This window comes from Streptomyces sp. GD-15H, assembly GCF_045291515.1.
Lineage (GTDB): Bacteria > Actinomycetota > Actinomycetes > Streptomycetales > Streptomycetaceae > Streptomyces.
This window is the reverse complement of the sequence record NZ_CP149447.1, coordinates 7,447,592-7,463,188: the sequence shown is the minus strand read 5'-3', so window position 1 is coordinate 7,463,188 and position 15,597 is coordinate 7,447,592. Positions and strand designations below refer to the sequence as shown.

The 15,597-nt window shown below is 70.5% G+C and carries 11 protein-coding genes and 5 pseudogenes; 7 read left to right on the top strand and 9 right to left on the bottom strand.

Features of this window, described 5'->3' with window-relative positions; translation table 11 throughout:
- Positions 1-65 precede the first annotated feature (65 nt).
- Both WJ438_RS35290 and WJ438_RS35285 read right to left on the bottom strand, forming a co-directional pair.
- Positions 66-854, bottom strand: coding sequence for a response regulator (locus WJ438_RS35290; RefSeq protein WP_406728805.1), 789 nt, complete (start codon positions 852-854; stop codon positions 66-68).
- Entirely contained in the window at positions 851-2,563 is a 1,713-nt protein-coding gene (locus WJ438_RS35285; RefSeq protein ID WP_406728804.1) for an ATP-binding protein, read from the bottom strand. The genes WJ438_RS35290 and WJ438_RS35285 overlap by 4 nt, the downstream gene beginning before the upstream one ends.
- A gap of 347 nt (positions 2,564-2,910) precedes the next feature.
- On the opposite strand from WJ438_RS35285, the gene WJ438_RS35280 reads away from it, so the two are divergent.
- The 4 genes and pseudogenes from WJ438_RS35280 to WJ438_RS35265 all read left to right on the top strand — a co-directional run.
- Entirely contained in the window at positions 2,911-3,894 is a 984-nt protein-coding gene (locus WJ438_RS35280; protein WP_406729904.1) for a Bug family tripartite tricarboxylate transporter substrate binding protein, read from the top strand.
- On the top strand, positions 3,891-4,430 hold the full coding sequence (locus WJ438_RS35275; RefSeq protein ID WP_406728803.1) for a tripartite tricarboxylate transporter TctB family protein: 540 nt from the start codon (positions 3,891-3,893) through the stop codon (positions 4,428-4,430). The genes WJ438_RS35280 and WJ438_RS35275 overlap by 4 nt, the downstream gene beginning before the upstream one ends.
- Before the next feature lies 1 nt (position 4,431).
- The gene (locus WJ438_RS35270; protein ID WP_406728802.1) at positions 4,432-5,925 is read left to right on the top strand and encodes a tripartite tricarboxylate transporter permease; all 1,494 of its coding nucleotides are present in this window, start codon (positions 4,432-4,434) and stop codon (positions 5,923-5,925) included.
- A gap of 610 nt (positions 5,926-6,535) precedes the next feature.
- Positions 6,536-6,787, top strand: a pseudogene (locus WJ438_RS35265) (cellulose binding domain-containing protein); the annotation flags it as partial.
- A 237-nt stretch (positions 6,788-7,024) separates the two neighbouring features.
- Here WJ438_RS35265 and WJ438_RS35260 read toward each other — a convergent pair.
- From WJ438_RS35260 to WJ438_RS35250, 3 genes and pseudogenes are all read right to left on the bottom strand, one after another.
- Positions 7,025-7,659: pseudogene (locus tag WJ438_RS35260) on the bottom strand (class F sortase).
- A 186-nt stretch (positions 7,660-7,845) separates the two neighbouring features.
- Positions 7,846-9,237 carry a DNA primase gene (locus WJ438_RS35255; protein WP_406728801.1) on the bottom strand — a complete coding sequence of 464 codons (1,392 nt, stop codon included), beginning with the start codon at positions 9,235-9,237 and terminating at the stop codon, positions 7,846-7,848.
- A gap of 463 nt (positions 9,238-9,700) precedes the next feature.
- A pseudogene (locus WJ438_RS35250) lies at positions 9,701-9,892 on the bottom strand (MarR family transcriptional regulator); the annotation flags it as partial.
- A gap of 59 nt (positions 9,893-9,951) precedes the next feature.
- Here WJ438_RS35250 and WJ438_RS35245 point away from each other — a divergent pair.
- Complete coding sequence (locus WJ438_RS35245) at positions 9,952-10,212, top strand: DUF6332 family protein (RefSeq protein ID WP_406728800.1); 261 nt, start codon at positions 9,952-9,954, stop codon at positions 10,210-10,212.
- Here the strand turns inward: WJ438_RS35245 and WJ438_RS35240 are convergent.
- From WJ438_RS35240 to WJ438_RS35230, 3 genes and pseudogenes are all read right to left on the bottom strand, one after another.
- Positions 10,182-10,722 (bottom strand): annotated as a pseudogene (locus WJ438_RS35240) (response regulator); the annotation flags it as partial. The gene WJ438_RS35245 and the pseudogene WJ438_RS35240 sit on opposite strands and share 31 nt — an antisense overlap.
- 3 nt (positions 10,723-10,725) lie before the next feature.
- A pseudogene (locus WJ438_RS35235) lies at positions 10,726-11,314 on the bottom strand (sensor histidine kinase); the annotation flags it as partial.
- Positions 11,315-11,426: 112 nt separating this feature from the next.
- Positions 11,427-12,125 (bottom strand): TetR/AcrR family transcriptional regulator, encoded by a 699-nt coding sequence (locus WJ438_RS35230; RefSeq protein WP_406728799.1) that lies wholly within the window; start codon positions 12,123-12,125, stop codon positions 11,427-11,429.
- A gap of 158 nt (positions 12,126-12,283) precedes the next feature.
- Between WJ438_RS35230 and WJ438_RS35225 the strand changes: the two genes are divergently transcribed.
- Positions 12,284-12,739 carry a nitroreductase family deazaflavin-dependent oxidoreductase gene (locus WJ438_RS35225; protein ID WP_406728798.1) on the top strand — a complete coding sequence of 152 codons (456 nt, stop codon included), beginning with the start codon at positions 12,284-12,286 and terminating at the stop codon, positions 12,737-12,739.
- Here the strand turns inward: WJ438_RS35225 and WJ438_RS35220 are convergent.
- The gene (locus tag WJ438_RS35220) at positions 12,729-13,982 is read right to left on the bottom strand and encodes a geranylgeranyl reductase family protein (RefSeq protein ID WP_406728797.1); all 1,254 of its coding nucleotides are present in this window, start codon (positions 13,980-13,982) and stop codon (positions 12,729-12,731) included. The two genes, WJ438_RS35225 and WJ438_RS35220, sit on opposite strands and share 11 nt — an antisense overlap.
- A 231-nt stretch (positions 13,983-14,213) precedes the next feature.
- On the opposite strand from WJ438_RS35220, the gene WJ438_RS35215 reads away from it, so the two are divergent.
- Positions 14,214-15,584 carry a dipeptidase gene (locus WJ438_RS35215; RefSeq protein ID WP_406728796.1) on the top strand — a complete coding sequence of 457 codons (1,371 nt, stop codon included), beginning with the start codon at positions 14,214-14,216 and terminating at the stop codon, positions 15,582-15,584.
- Positions 15,585-15,597 lie beyond the last annotated feature (13 nt).

Below are 15,597 nucleotides of genomic sequence, written 5' to 3'. Positions count from 1 at the left end.
CGGGGGTCGACCCAGATCCGCGCGCAGGTCCGGACAACCCCACGCCTGTAGGGAACGACGACGCGCTAGAGCCGTGCCCCGTCCCATGGGCGGACCTCACCGGCCCGTCCGCCGGCCTGCCGTAGGGGCCGTCCGACGAACCGGTAGCGGCGTTCCGGCCGTCCCGCGGCCCCGTACCGCAGCGAGACCTCGGCCGTGCCGACGGCGTGGAAGTGCTCCAGGTAGCGGCGGGCGCTGACCCTGGAGACGCCGGTGAGGGCGGCGCACTCGGTGGCCGACAGCGTGCCGTCGGCCTCGCGCAGGGTGCGCTCGACCAGTTCGGCGGTCTCCACGCTCATGCCCTTGGGCAGCATCGGAGCCGCGGACAGCATCGGCGCCGCCGCTCCGGCCAGCACCCGGTCCACGTCGGCCTGGCCGCGCACGACCGTGTCCAGCAGCCGGCCGCGCTGGACGGCGTACCGCTCCAGCCGGGCCCGCAGGTCCTCGAACTCGAACGGCTTGAGCAGATAGTCGACGACCCCCTGCCGGACCGCCCCGCGCACCGTCTCCGCCTCCCGTGCGGCGCTGATGACCATCACGTCGCAGTCGTGCCCCGCGCTGCGCAGCCGGGGAATCACGTCGAGGCCGAACAGGTCCGGCAGATACAGGTCGAGCAGGACCAGATCGGGACGGAGTTCGTCCACCGCGGCGACCGCCTGCTCGCCGGTGCTGGCGACGCCGACGACCCGGAATGCCTCGACGCGGTCGACGAAGGCGCGGTGCACGCGGGCCACCATGAAGTCGTCGTCGACCACGAGCACGTCGATCGCGCCGGCGCGCGCGGATCCGGCGTGCTCACCGTGCGTGCTGGTCATCGGTCGGCTCCTTCCGCCACCGCGTCGGCGAGGTGGCTCATGGTCATGCGGGCGGTGAACATCGCTCCGTCCGGGGTGTTGGTCACCGAGATCTCACCGCCGTGACGTTCGCAGACGAGACGGGTGAGTGCCAGGCCGATACCGCGCTCACCCTCCTGGGCGGCCTTGGTGGTGAAGCCGTGCGAGAAGACCTCGCGGGCCAGTTCGGGGGCGACTCCGGGACCGGAGTCGCGGACGACGATCTCCACACTGGCGGCGTCGTGGCGCAGTTCGACCTCGATCCAGGCGTCATGCCCGTCCCCGCCGCCAGGACCCCCGTTCCCCGGCTCGGCACCGGGATCACCCACGGTGGCCGCCGCGTCCACGGCGTTGTCCACGAGGTTGCCCACGACCGTCGCCACGTCGGCGGCGTCCTCGGGGGCCAGCCGGTCGAGGGCGCTGTTGTCGGAGATGCGCAGGGTCACCCTGCGTTCGGCGGCGAGGGAGACCTTCGCCGTCAGCAGGGCGGCGACGGCGGTGTCCCGCACACGCCGGCTGAGCGTGACGTCGAGGGACTGACGGCGCCGGCTCAGAGCACGTATGTAGCGCACTACCTCGTCCTGTTCGCCGATCTGGATGAGTCCGGAGATCGTGTGCAACTGGTTGGCGAACTCGTGCGCCTGGGCGCGCAGCAACTCGGAGGAGCTGCGAAAGGACCCGATCTCCCGTTCCAGGCGGGCGAGTTCGGTGCGGTCCCGAAGGGTGGTGACCGAGCCGAGAAGACGCCCGTCCTTGGTGACGGTCATCCGGTTCATCACCAGCACCCGGCCATGCCGGACGACGACCTCGTCACGCCGACGACCGGGCTCGTGCCGCGGCGGGTCCCCGGTCCGGTCCTGCGTTCCGGCGAGGACGTCCCGCAGCCGCCCGGCGACGCCGAGGGAGTCCAGGCTCTGGCCGACGCAGTCCGCGGGCAGGGCGAGCAGACGGCGCCCCATCTCGTTGACGAGGGTGAGCCGGTGCTGCGGATCCAGTGCGATCACCCCCTCGGCGATGCCGTACAGCATGGCCTCGCGGTGTTCGGCGAGCCCCGCGATCTCGCGCGGTTCGAGGCCGAGACTCTGCCGCTTCACCCGCCGCGCGAGCAGCCAGGAACCGGCCACTCCCAGCCCGCTGGCGATGCCCAGATAGGCGAGCAAAGAGGAGGAGGCGCCGCTGAGCCGCTGCCACACCGTCGGGTCGGCCACGCCGATCATCACCGTGCCGAGGTGGCGCCCGAGGTTGTGCTGGGCCGCCCCGAGGACCGGCACCTGCGCGACCCGTTCACGGCTGCCGTCGAGCGTCATGGGCCCCGACCAGCCGCGCCCGCGTACCGCGCCGTCGCCCGGTGGCAGTCGCTCACCGATCACCGTGGGGTTCGTGGAGGCGACGATCCGGCCGTCCGGACCGGCCACGGTCACCGAAGTGACCCCGGACTGCGTCTGGGTGGAGTTCACCAGCGCGGCGAGAGCCTCGCCGGGCACCGACCGCGTCAGCCGGCTGCGCACCAGCGGGTTGGCGGCCAGTTGTTCGGCGAGTGCGCCGACCCGGCGGCCCTCGACCCGGTTGAACGTCGCCTCCGACTGCGCCAGGGAGACCGCGGCGACCGCCAGCAGGACCATCAGGACGAGGGCGAGCTGGAGCACCAGCATCTCGCCCGCGAGGGTCTGACGGCGGAAGGTGACGGCCACGACGTACTCAATCTCTCCTGCCGACGGGCTCTCCGGCCGGCGATGCCCTCCGGCGGGCACGACGCGGTGCGGCGCAGGTGACGGGCTGCCCCATCATGGCGCCCACCTGCTCAGGGCGAAAGAGACGTACCCCATCCGCACTCCTCGGGACGCCCCGGAAGTGCCGCGACATGGTCGCCCGGGGCTCGGCCCGGACGCCCTGCGGGCCGCTGACGCAATGACCAAAAACTCCGTTGGTTCCGCAAGCGAGACAGCCCGCCGACACACGTGCACCATGTGGCGCACGTCACCCTCCCCCCAGGGCTTTGCGTGACCCCCAGACGACCGACCGACAGGTGGTGGCATTCGTGCGCCTGCGCACTCCCCTCGCCCTGCTCGGGGCCGCCGTGCTGGTACTCGTGGGTCCGCCGCTGCTCACGACCGGCAGCGGCACCGAGACCGGCACACAGATCCCGGGCCTGCGCTTCATGGTTCCCAACACGCCCGGCGGCGGCTACGACATCACGGCCCGTACGGCCGCGAAGAACGCCGAGGACGCCGGGCTCACCCACAACATCGAGGTGTTCAACCTGCCCGGCGCCGGCGGCACCGTCGGCCTCAGCAGGCTGGTGAGCGAGCACGGCAACGGCAAGCTCGCCATGTCGATGGGCCTCGGTGTCGTCGGCGCCGTCCGGTCCAACGACGCGCCGAAGACCCTCGGCGACACCACCCCGATCGCCCGGCTCACCGAGGAGCAGGACGTCGTCGTGGTCGGGAAGGACTCCCCGTACAAGACGATCGACGACCTGATCGGCGCCTGGAAGGACAACCCCGGCAAGCTCCCGGTGGGCGGCGGTTCCTCTCCCGGCGGACCCGACCATCTCGCGCCGATGCTGATGGCGCGGGCCGCCGGGATCGCCCCGAGGCAGGTCAACTACGTCCCCTTCGACGGCGGCGGCGAGCTGCTCGCCTCGATCCTCGGCAACAAGGTCGGATTCGGCGTGTCCGGCGTCGGTGAATACCTCGACCAGATCAAGGCCGGTGAGCTGCGCCTGCTCGCGGTCACCGGACCGGAGCGGGTGCCCGGACTCGACGCGCCCACACTGCAGGAGGCGGGCTACGACGTGAACTTCACCAACTGGCGCGGCCTCGTCGCCCCGCCCGGACTGACCGACGCCGAACGCGACAAACTCGTGTCGCTGGCCGAGGAGTTGCACGACTCGGACGAATGGCGCAAGTCCATGAGGCAGAACGGCTGGGACGACGCCTTCCTGACGGGCGAGGAGTTCGGTGACTTCCTGGACGCCGAGGACAAGCGCGTGGTGTCCGTCCTGAAGGAGCTCGGACTGTGACCACACCGACCACCGACCCGTCCCCCGCGCCCGTCACCGAACGGCGCTCCTGGCTGCGCGACCACTCGGAACTCGGCGTCGGCGTAATGCTGTTGGTGCTCGGCGCACTCGTCCTCACCGACACCCTCAGCATGGACGTCGACATCACCCAGCGCGGCCCCGTCGGGCCGCGGACGGTACCGGTCGTGGTCGGCACCGGACTGCTGCTCGTCGCCGCCCTGCTCGCGGTCGACGTACTGCGCGGCGGCCGGGGCCAGGCCGAGACCGGCGAGGACGTCGACCTGTCAGAACCCGCCGACTGGCGCACGGTGCTGCTGCTCGCCGGGGTGTTCCTCGGCTCGGCAGTGCTCATCGAACCGCTCGGCTTTCCGATCGCGGGCGCGCTGCTCTTCTGGGGCGCGGCCTTCGCCCTCGGCAGCCGCAGATCCGACCGCGATCCGCTGATCGCGGCGGTCGTCTCCCTCGTCGCCTACACCGTGTTCAACAACCTGCTCGGAGTACCGCTGCCCGGTGGTCCGCTGATGGGAGTGCTGTGACGTGAACACCCTCAACTCCCTTCTGGACGGCTTCGGTACGGCCCTGACCCCGGTCAACCTGCTGTGGGCAGCGCTCGGCGTGCTGCTGGGCACCGCGATCGGAGTGCTGCCCGGCATCGGCCCGGCGATGGCGGTGGCGCTGCTGCTGCCGGTGACGTACGGGCTCGACCCGATCGCCGCGTTCATCATGTTCGCGGGGATCTACTACGGCGCGATGTTCGGCGGTTCGACGACCTCGATCCTGCTGAACACACCGGGGGAGAGCGCCGCCGTGGTCGCGGCCATGGAAGGCAACCCCATGGCCAAGTCGGGCCGTGGTGCGCAGGCCCTGGCCGCCGCCGCGATCGGTCACTTCGCAGGCGGCATGATCGGGACGATTCTGCTGGTCGCGCTGGCGCCGGCGGTCGCCGAACTCGCCGTGGACATCGGTGCACCGGACTACTTCGCCCTCATGGTGCTGGCGTTCATCGCCGTGACGTCGGTGCTGGGTTCGTCGCGGATCCGGGGTCTGGCCTCGCTGCTGATCGGCCTGACGATCGGTCTGGTGGGACTGGACCAGATGACCGGCCAGCAGCGGCTGACCTTCGGATCCCTCCAACTGGCCGACGGCGTCGACGTGGTGATCGTCGCGGTGGGCCTGTTCGCCATCGGCGAGGCGCTGTGGGTCGCCGCGCATCTGCGGCGCAGGCCGCCCGAGCCGATTCCGGTGGGCCGGCCATGGCTGGGCCGCGGCGACGTGCAGCGCACCTGGAAGTCCTGGGCGCGCGGCCCGTTCATCGGCTTCCCCTTCGGGGCGATCCCGGCGGGCGGCGCGGAGATCCCGACGTTCCTGTCGTACGTCACGGAGAAGCGGCTGTCCAAGCACCAGGACGAGTGGGGCAAGGGCGCCATCGAGGGCGTGGCGGGACCGGAGTCGGCGGCGTCGGCCTCGGCGGCGGGCACGCTGGTGTCCATGCTGACGCTCGGCCTGCCGACCACGGCCGTCGCGGCGGTGATGCTGGCCGCCTTCCAGCAATACGGCATCCAGCCGGGCCCGCTGCTCTTCGAACGTGAGCCCGAGCTGGTGTGGGGCTTGATCGCCTCCCTGTTCGTCGGCATGGTGCTGCTGCTCGCCCTCAACCTCCCGCTGGCACCGGTGTGGGCGAAGCTGCTGCGCATTCCGCGGCCGTACCTGTACGCCGGGATCCTGTTCTTCGCGGCGGTCGGCGCGTACGCGGTCGGCGGCGAGGTGATCGACCTGGTGATTCTGCTGATCATCGGCCTGATCGGCTTCGGCATGCGGCGGTACGGCCTGCCGGTGCTGCCCGCCATCATCGCCGTCATCCTCGGCCCGGCCGCCGAGCAGCAGCTCCGCCGCGCGCTGCAGATCAGTGACGGCAGCATCTCGGGCCTGGTCAACACGCCCTTCTCGGTGATCGTGTACGCCGTCATCGTGCTGCTGCTGGCCTGGCCGCTGCTGAGGAAGGTGGTGCTCCGCAGGCGCGTCGAGCCCTGACCCGCTCGCGGAGTTCTCCGCCCCCATGGGTGTGGCGCACCGGTGCGCCACACCCATGGGGGCGTGCCGATCTCGTGACACCGCCGCGCGCACCACCCTCCGCCACCTCTCTTCACGCGTCACCGACAAGGGTGGCTTGACGTCTTCATCGGAGCGCTTCCACCTCATTCGGGGAAGGGAACACCATGCGCGTCACCGACCGCGCGCCGTTCCTCTGGACCGGTCAGGAGTGAGTCCGCTCAGCCGCACGCCCCGAACGGTCCTGGGCGTTCCCCCGCTGCCTCGAGGGCGGGGGAGGTGCCCCCGGGTCCCCGGCGTACTCGCCCCCGGGGCGGCGACACGCATCCGGTGCGTGGTCCGCACCCGGGGGCCGGCTCCCCGCACGGCCCGGGCGGTGGCACCACGGCCCCGACCACCCCCGGCACGCCGGCCGTCTCCTCGGTGACCTCATCGTCCGCCGCTCCCCCTCGACGGCGGCCACCGACGCGAACGGGGTGACGGGCTACGACGTCGTCCGGATCGACGGCGGTGACGAGACGGTCGTCACCACCACCACCGGCGCCTCCGCAGCCTCACCGGCCCCTCCCCCGCGACCTCCTACGCCTTCGCCGTGTACGCCCGCGACGCGGCCGGCAACTGCTCGCAGCGTTCCACCACGGTGACGGTCACCACGTCCTCCGGCGGGAGCCAGGGCACCTGCGAGGTCGGGTACCGGGTGACGAACGAGTGGCCCGGCGGCTTCCAGGGCGAGGTCGCGGTGCGTAACACCGGCAGCTCGGCGGTCGACGGCTGGACGCTGGACTGGACCTTCCCGGGCGCCCAGCGCATCACCAACATGTGGGGCGGCACCCCGGTCCAGACCGGTTCCGAGGTGAGTGTCGCCTCGGCCCCCTACACCGCGGTGATCCCCCCGGCCGGCTCGTCACCCTCGGCTTCACGGCCACCACGGCGGACGGCAACCCGAGTCCCTCGGCATTCACTCTCAACGGGTCCACCTGCTCGGTGGCCTGACGAACGCGCTGCCCGGAAGGGCACTTCCTCCCTCTTCCGGGCAGCGAACCAACCCCGGCGGCCGTCCATGGCGGACGGTCCGTCCCGGTCAGACCAAGTGGGCGAAGACCACCAGATTCTCGGTGTAGTCCTTGGCCGCGCGGTCGTAGGCTCCGGAGCAGGTGATGAGCCGGACCTGGGCGTCGTCCGTGTCGCCGTAGACCCGCTCGTCGGGAAAGTTGTTCTTGGCGAACGACTCCGCGTGGTCGATCACGAACGTCGCGTCCCGCCCGTCGGCCCTCTCCACCTTGAACCGGTCGCCTTTCTCGAGTTCGGAGAGCCGGGCGAACACGGCCGGTGAGGTCACCGTGTCCACGTGCCCGGCGATGATCGCCGTTCCGCGCTCCCCCGGGGATACGCCGTCGGCGAACCAGCCGACCAGGTTGGTGTCGTGCGCCGGCGGTGCGTCGAGCTGGCCCGAGGCGCCGATGGCGAGATCGGTGAAGGGCGCGTCGACGTCGATGTCGGGGATGCGAAGCCGGGTCGGGGCGGACCGCGGCAGTTGCTTGCTCGTCGGCGCGGTCGTGGCGGGATCGGAGGCCGATGCGGAGGCCGAGGGGGACACCAGGGCGGAGGCCGCGGGGGGAGAGTGCGGGCCGAGGGCGTCGGCGGGGGCTCCTCTCGGCCACCGAGCAGGCTCACCGCCAGCACCAGGGCCGCAGTACCCCAGAAGATCGCCGTCATGAGGGCGCGCAGTCTCCGCCTCGCCGGAGTCGGATCGGTGTGGTCAGGGGAAAGGGGGCGGGCTGCCATCGGGGGACCACCTCATTCGGACACGGCAGCGAACACGGCATACGAAAGGGCGAGCCGGGGTCGCCGTACGCGCGACGCGCGTACGGCGACCCCGGCTGCTATGACGTCAGGCATGGCTCAGGCCACGCTTCCGGAAGCCTTCTTGCGCTTCAGCGCGTAGGCACCGGCGCCGAGGACCGTCAGGGCAGCCAGGCCGCCGCCGGAGACACCCGGGGCCGCGAGCCCGCCACCGCCGGTGTGCATGCCGCCGCTCGGCTTCCCGTGCTCCCAGTCCTTCTTGTCGTTGTAGCCGCTGTCGTCCTTCTTGTCGTGATAGTCGCTGTAGTCCTTCTTCTCCTTGTAGTCGCTGTCGTCCTTCTTCTCCTTGTAGTCGCCGTTGTCGTGCTTGTCGCTCCAGCCGTCCTCGTTCACGGCCGCGAGAGCTCCACCGCCGGTGTGCATGCCCCCGCTCGGCTTGTCCTTGTAGTCGTCGTCCTTCTTGTCCTTGTCCTTGTCCTCGTCCTTGTCCTTGTCCTCGTCCTTGTCCTTGTCCTCGTCCTTGTCCTTGTCCTCGTCCTTCTTGTCCTTGTCCTCGTCGTCCTTGTAGTCGTCCTTCTTGTCCTCGTCCTTGTCCTTGTAGTCGTCCTTCTTGTCCTCGTCCTTGTACTCGTCCTTCTTGTCGTGGTAGTCGCCGTCGTCGTGCTTGTCGCTCCAGCCGTCCTCGCTCACGGCCGCGAGAGCTCCACCGCCGGTGTGCATGCCCCCGCTCGGCTTGTCCTTGTAGTCGTCGTCCTTCTTGTCCTTGTCCTTGTCCTCGTCCTTATCCTCGTCCTTGTCCTTGTCCTCGTCCTTCTTGTCCTTGTCCTCGTCGTCCTTGTAGTCGTCCTTCTTGTCCTCGTCCTTGTCCTTGTAGTCGTCCTTCTTGTCCTCGTCCTTGTACTCGTCCTTCTTGTCGTGGTAGTCGCCGTCGTCGTGCTTGTCGCTCCAGCCGTCCTCGCTCACGGCCGCGAGAGCTCCACCGCCGGTGTGCATGCCCCCGCTCGGCTTGTCCTTGTAGTCGTCGTCCTTCTTGTCCTTGTCCTCGTCCTTGTCCTTGTCCTCGTCCTTGTCCTTGTCCTCGTCCTTCTTGTCCTTGTCCTCGTCGTCCTTGTAGTCGTCCTTCTTGTCCTTGTCCTCGTCGTCCTTGTAGTCGTCCTTCTTGTCCTTGTACTCGTCCTTGTCCTTGTACTCGTCGTCCTTCTTGTCCTTGTACTCGTCGTCCTTGTACTCGTCCTTCTTGTCCTTGTCCTCCCCGTCGCTCCAGCCGTCCTCGTTCACAGCGGTGAGAGCCCCGCCGCCGGTGTGCATTCCGCCGTGCGGCTTGTCGTGCTTGCTGTCCTCGTCGTGGCTGCTGTCCTCCTTGTGCTCCTTGCTGTAGGAAGACTTGTCGTGGTCCGAGTCGCCCATCTGGACGGCAAAGGCTGCGGGCGCCCCGACCACGAGGGCCGCGGTGGCCGTCGCGGTGGCGAGCAGCATGCGGGCAGAGCGCATCTGACTGTCCTTCCGTCGGCGGATCCGGCTGCTGACCCCTAGTCAGCACGTTTGACCGGGCCCCGACGTGATTAACCGTCAGTCATAGGAGTTGCTCCTGCCATTCGAGACGTTCACACGGGTTACGGCATCACCCCGACGGCGGTATCGGCGGGTGCCCCCGGCGCCGTGCGGCCCGGTCCACCGCCGAGGACACCGGCATGGACACCTCAGCGGCGACCTGCCCCCGTCGCCGACCTGCACGTCGGTCCCCGTCCGCTGGACAAACGCCCGAGCTGGACGGCCCCGCACTCATGGCCTGGTACCGCGACCGGCACCGTGGTCTCGTCGACACCCTGCCGGGCGCCCGCCGCCAGGCACGTGAGACGGCTGTGCACCGGTTCGACGCCGACGCGGTGTGGACCGTACGGCTGTCCCAGGAGCCGCCCGTCACGGGCCGCTCCCGATCCCCGTGCTCGGCTGCTCAGCACTTCGTGAGCATCCGGGTCAGCGCCGCGCGCTGCAACGGCAGCACCTTGCCGTGCAGGGAGCACCCCCTCGCCGTGAGCGAAACCCGCACGCCCCGTCGGTCCTCCGCGAGTATGTCGAGTACCCCGAAGCCGTCGGCGCACAGGCCGTGTTCGTGCAGTGCGCGGTCGGGCGGGCTCCTTGCCCGCCCTGCGCCGGGATGTTTGACTTCGGGAGAGCCAAGCAGGGGACGTGTAGGGGGTACAGATGCGACGGACCCAGGCCGAGCGGGACGCGGTCACCGTCGAGATCGGCTACGCGCTGTGCAGCGCGGCGTTCGCCGCGGCGGTCGTCTTCGGGGCGGTGGCTGGCCCCGCGCTCCTCTTCAGCCTCCCGGGCACCGTCGAAGGTCTGCTGCTTCCTGCCGGGCTGGTGCTCGCGCCGGTTCTCTTCCTCATCCGTGTGGTCAGTGTGCTGCTGCGTTTCCGGGGGGCGGCTCAGCCCGGCCGTACCAGGCCCGACTCATAAGCCGGGACGACCAGTTGCGCCCGGTCGCGGGCGCCCAGCTTGACCATGGTGCGGCTGACGTGGGTCTTGGCGGTGAGCGGGCTGACAACCAGGCGGCGGGCGATCTCCTCGTTGGACAGGCCGATGCCGACCAGAGCCATCACCTCCCGTTCCCGTTCGGTGAGTTCGGACAGGGCGTCGGCCGCAGCCGGCTCCTTTGGAACAGGCCGCGAACTCGGCGCTCAGACGCCGGGTCACCCCCGGTGAGAGCAGCGCGTCCCCCGCTACCACGGCCCGCACCGCGCGCAGGAGTTCCTCCGGCTCGGTGTCCTTCACCAGGAAGCCCGAGGCACCCGACCGGATCACCTCGAAGACGTACTCGTCCAGCTCGAAGGTGGTGAGCATGACCACCTTCACGTCCTTCAGGTCCGTGTCCCCGGTGATCCTGCGGGTGGCGGCCAGCCCGTCGAGTGCGGGCATACGGATATCCATGAGGACGACGTCGGGCCGCACTTCGCGGACCAGCCACACCGTCTGGACCCGTTCGGCACGTTCCCGAGCCCACTGCTCGCGGCGGGTCCTGGCCAGTTCCGACACCGCCACGACGGCCACCACCCAGGTGGCGAACACGATCTCCTCGTTCCAGGAGGCGGCCACGCCACCGGACGGCGGCAGTCATCGGTAGAGCAGATGGGCGAGCAGCATGTGCCCGGCCCAGAGTGTTCCCATCGCCGCCCAGGCCGCATGGCGGTGCCCGGTGACCACGACGCTGAAGCAGGCCAGGGCGGCGATGGGGACACCGGCCCGTACGGGTACCCGGCGCCCAGATGGAGCAGTACGGCGGCCACCTCGGCGAACACCACCGGCACCGGATACCGCTGCCGTCACAGCAGCACCGCGCCGGACACGAGCAGCAGTCGCGCGAGGGGTCCAGCGCCACCCGCTCGCCTGCCTGGGCGTGCTCGGCGAAGTGGGAGCCGAGCAGCGCGAAGGCCGTGAGAAGCACGGTGGAGGGCCAGGGCCACCGGGAACGACGGCTCTCGACGCCCTCGTCGCCTCCCTCGCCCTCGTCGGCCGGGCGGGCCCGGCCAGGCCCGCCTCGGCACCCACGCTGCTCGTCCATGCCCGTCACGCTAGGCGCCGGGTGCGGAAAGCGGCGTCACCCCGGCGTCGCGATCACGCGTACTCCCGGCGAAGTACGCCGTCGAGGGTGCACGGGGACGGACGCCGCTACGTCACGTCAGCGCCGGCAGGCCCACGGAGTGGGCGAGTCGGCCCACCGCGTGCCGGAAGAACGTCTCGCGGTCCTCCACAACCCGGTGGAACTGCCCGAACAGTTCGAACCCGATCAGGCCGTACAGTTCGGCCCAGGCCGCCACAGTCGCCACCACCACCTCCGGGGGAAGGTCCGGCGCGAGCTCGGCGGCCATCCGCTCGGCCTCCGGCCGCAATCCGGCCGGAAGCGGGGGTTTCGCCAGTCCGGAGTCGCGCTGCGCGTCCCGCAGAACGTCCATGATCAGGAAGCCCACGCGAGCGGCGGCCGGGACGGTGGTCTCCGGCGCGCTGTAGCCGGGCACCGGCGACCCGTAGATCAGCGCGTACTCGTGCGGATGCCCGAGCGCCCAGTCGCGCGCACCCTCGCAGACCGCGGTCCAGCGCTGGGCCGGTGCGGTGCCGGCGACCGCGTCATGGGCTGCTTCGGCAGCCTCGCCGAGGGAGTCGTAGGCGTCGATGATGAGCGCGGTCAGCAGGTCGTCGCGGCTGGGGAAGTACCGGTACAGCGCGGAGGAGGCCATGCCGAGTTCGCGGGCCACGGCCCGCAGCGAGAGCTTGGCGGCGCCTTCCGTCGCGAGCTGCCTGCGGGCCGCTTCCTTGATGGCCGCGGTGACCTCGATCCTGGCTCGGGCACGGGCGCCGTGTGCGGTGCTGCTCATGCGGATCAGTGTCCCACGGATTCAGAGCGGTGCACACAAACGAGAGCAGTGCTCTTGCATTGCCACGCCCCCGTCGTGCAAGCTGAGGACACACAGCGAGAGCATCGCTCACAAAAGAGAGCACTGCTCTCAATACCGTTCCGACCTGGGAGTCACCGATGTCGTCGTCAGCGCCGTACTACCGCAAGGGCAGTCCCATGGCCATCCGGCTCAACAGCGTCATCGGCTGGCTGGCCCGGCATGGTGTCAGCCTCGCCGGCGCCGCCGAGATGTCCGTCCGCGGCCGCAAGAGTGGACGGATGCAGCGCATCCCGGTCAACCCGCACACCTATGACGGCGCGCAGTACCTGGTCTCGGCGCGGGGTCACTCCCAGTGGGTACGCAACATGCGCGCCGCCGGGGGCGGGGAACTGCGCGTCGGGCGCAAGGTCCGCTCCTTCACCGCGGTGGAGCTTCCCGACGAGGAGAAGCTCCCGATCCTGCGGACCTACCTGGAGAAGTGGGGCTGGGAGGTGAACCAGTACTTCCAGGGGGTCACCGCCGGCTCCTCCGACGAGGAGATCGTCGCCTCCGCCCCCGACCACCCGGTCTTCCGGATTACGGTCACGAACTGACGGACGCGCCCTCGGAGTCGGATCCGCCGCCCGCGGGACGTCGGTCCAGCGCGATCATGGCGCGGTGGGCCATCGGATGGGTGCGGACCAGCTCGCCCAGTGACGTCGACCCGCGCGTGATGTCCCGGAACGCCCTCCAGGCGGGGCGGAAGCCGGTGAGGACGGCATGGAACACCCCGGGCCGCCGTTCGAACGCGGCCAGCATCCGCTTGCCGACGCTCATCTCGACCCCGAGTCCCGCCTTGACCGCGAAGGCGTAGTTCAGCGCCTGCCGACGCGTGTCCACGGCGTCGTGCACCTCGGCGATACGCACCGCCCATTCCCCCGCCAGCCGGCCCGAGCGCAGCGCGAAGGAGATGCCCTCACGGGTCCAGGGTTCCAGCAGCCCGGCGGCGTCCCCGCACACGAGCACCCGGCCGCGTGAGAGCGGCGAGTCCTCGGCGCGGCAACGGGTCAAGTGGCCGGAGGAGACACTCGGTTCGAAGCCGGCGAGGCCGAGCCGTCCGATGAAGTCCTCCAAGTACCGCTTGGTCGCGGCGCCCTCACCTCGCCGGGAGATCACACCGACGGTCAGCGTGTCCCCCTTGGGGAAGACCCACCCGTAACTGCCGGGCATCGGACCCCAGTCGATGAGCACCCGCCCCTTCCAGTCCTCGGCGACGGTTTCCGGCACCGGGATCTCCGCCTCCAGTCCCAGGTCGACCTGGTCGAGCTTGACCCCGACGTGCGCTCCTATGCGGCCGGCACTGCCGTCCGCGCCGACCACCGCCCGCGCGAGCACGGTCTCACCGCCCTGCAGGACAAGGGCGACCGTGCGGCGGTCCGGCACGGCCGAGCCGTGCTGCTCGACCCGCTGCACGGCGGCGCCGGTCCGCACCTCGGCGCCCGCCTTCTGCGCGTGCTCCACCAGCTGATGGTCGAACTCGGGCCGGTTGATCAGTCCGAACAGCATCTGCCTCGACCGGCGGGTGCGGGTGAAGCGGCCGTTGTGGGAAAACGTCACCGCGTGCACGCGGTCCTTCAACGGAAGTTCGAAGCCGGGAGGCAGTGAATCGCGCGAGGGGCCGATGATGCCGCCGCCGCAGGTTTTGTAACGGGGCAGGTCCGCCTTCTCCAGCAACAGCACGCGCCGCCCCGCTACCGCTGCCGCGTAGGCGGCCGAGGCCCCCGCGGGTCCCGCGCCCACCACGACGACGTCCCATACCTGCCGCGCGTCGTCCGCCGAAGAGTTCTCGCTGCTCACGATGGTCTACTGCTCCCGATCCAGCCGCCTGCCTCCCCCAAGCTCTCGGCTTCGCTCGAGCAGGGGGGACCCCATCTGTCTCCCGCATACTACGGCGACGATCACTCGAGGCCGCTGTGGGAGGATCGGACGGCATGGGTGCCCCGTACAAGGGCCTTGCCCATGCCGAATGATCGCCTCGCACACGAAAGTACGCACCCCTACAACGTCGCACCCACAAGGAGCGTGCCCATGTCGTCGAATCCGGTCGCCGTGACCGTCGCCTCACTGATGCCCAGGGCGAAGGAGGAGCTCGCCGAGCTGGTGGCCTTCAAGTCGGTGGCGGACTTCGACCAGTTCCCGCGCAGTGAGAGCGAGGACGCGGCGCGCTGGATCGCGGACGCGCTCACCGCCGAGGGGTTCCAGGACGTGGCCCTCCTCGACACCCCGGACGGGACCCAGTCGGTGTACGGCTACCTCCCCGGCCCCGAGGGCGCGAAGACAGTGCTCCTGTACGCCCACTACGACGTGCAGCCGCCGCTGGACGAGGCGGGCTGGGACACCCCGCCGTTCGAACTGACCGAGCGGGACGGTCGCTGGTACGGGCGCGGGGCCGCCAACTGCAAGGGCGGCGTGCTCATGCATCTGCTGGCGCTGCGCGCGCTCGAGGCCAACGGCGGTGTGCCCGTCAACGTCAAGGTGATCGCCGAGGGCTCGGAGGAGCAGGGCACCGGCGGCCTGGAGCGGTACGCCGAGCAGCACCCCGATCTCCTGGCGGCCGACGCCGTCGTCATCGGTGACAGCGGCAACTTCCGCGCCGGTCTGCCGACGGTGACCGCCACCCTGCGCGGCATGACGCTCGTGCGGCTGCGGGTCGACACCCTCGAAGGCAACCTGCACTCGGGCCAGTTCGGTGGCGCCGCCCCCGACGCACTGGCCGCCCTGGTCCGCGTCCTGGACTCGCTGCGCGCCGAGGACGGCAGCACGACCGTCGACGGGCTGACCGGCGACAGCACGTGGGACGGACTGCAGTACGACGACGAACAGTTCCGCAAGGACGCCAAGGTGCTCGACGGCGTGGACCTGATCGGCTCCGGCACGGTCGCCGACCGTATCTGGGCCCGCCCGGCCGTCACCGTCCTCGGCATCGACTGCCCGCCGGTCGTCGGCGCCACCCCGTCCGTGCAGGCGAGCGCCCGCGCGCTGATCAGCCTGCGCGTGCCGCCGGGCGTGGACGCGGTCGAGGCGACCAAGCTGCTCCAGGCGCACCTGGAGGCGCACACGCCGTGGGGTGCGCGGGTGAGCACCGAGCAGATCGGTCAGGGCCAGGCGTTCCGTGCCGACACCACCAGCCCGGCCTACCGGGCCATGGCCGACGCGATGGCGGTCGCGTACCCGGGCCAGGAGATGGGTTACGCCGGTCAGGGCGGCTCCATCCCCCTGTGCAACACCCTCGCGGCGCTCTACCCGAAGGCGGAGATCCTCCTCATCGGGCTGAGCGAGCCGGAGGCCCGGATCCACGCGGTGAACGAGAGCGTCTCCCCCGACGAGCTGGAGCGGCTGTCGGTCACGGAGGCGCTGTTCCTGCGCAACTACGCGGCCGCGGCCGAGTCCACGGGCTGATCTCCCGCCCGCG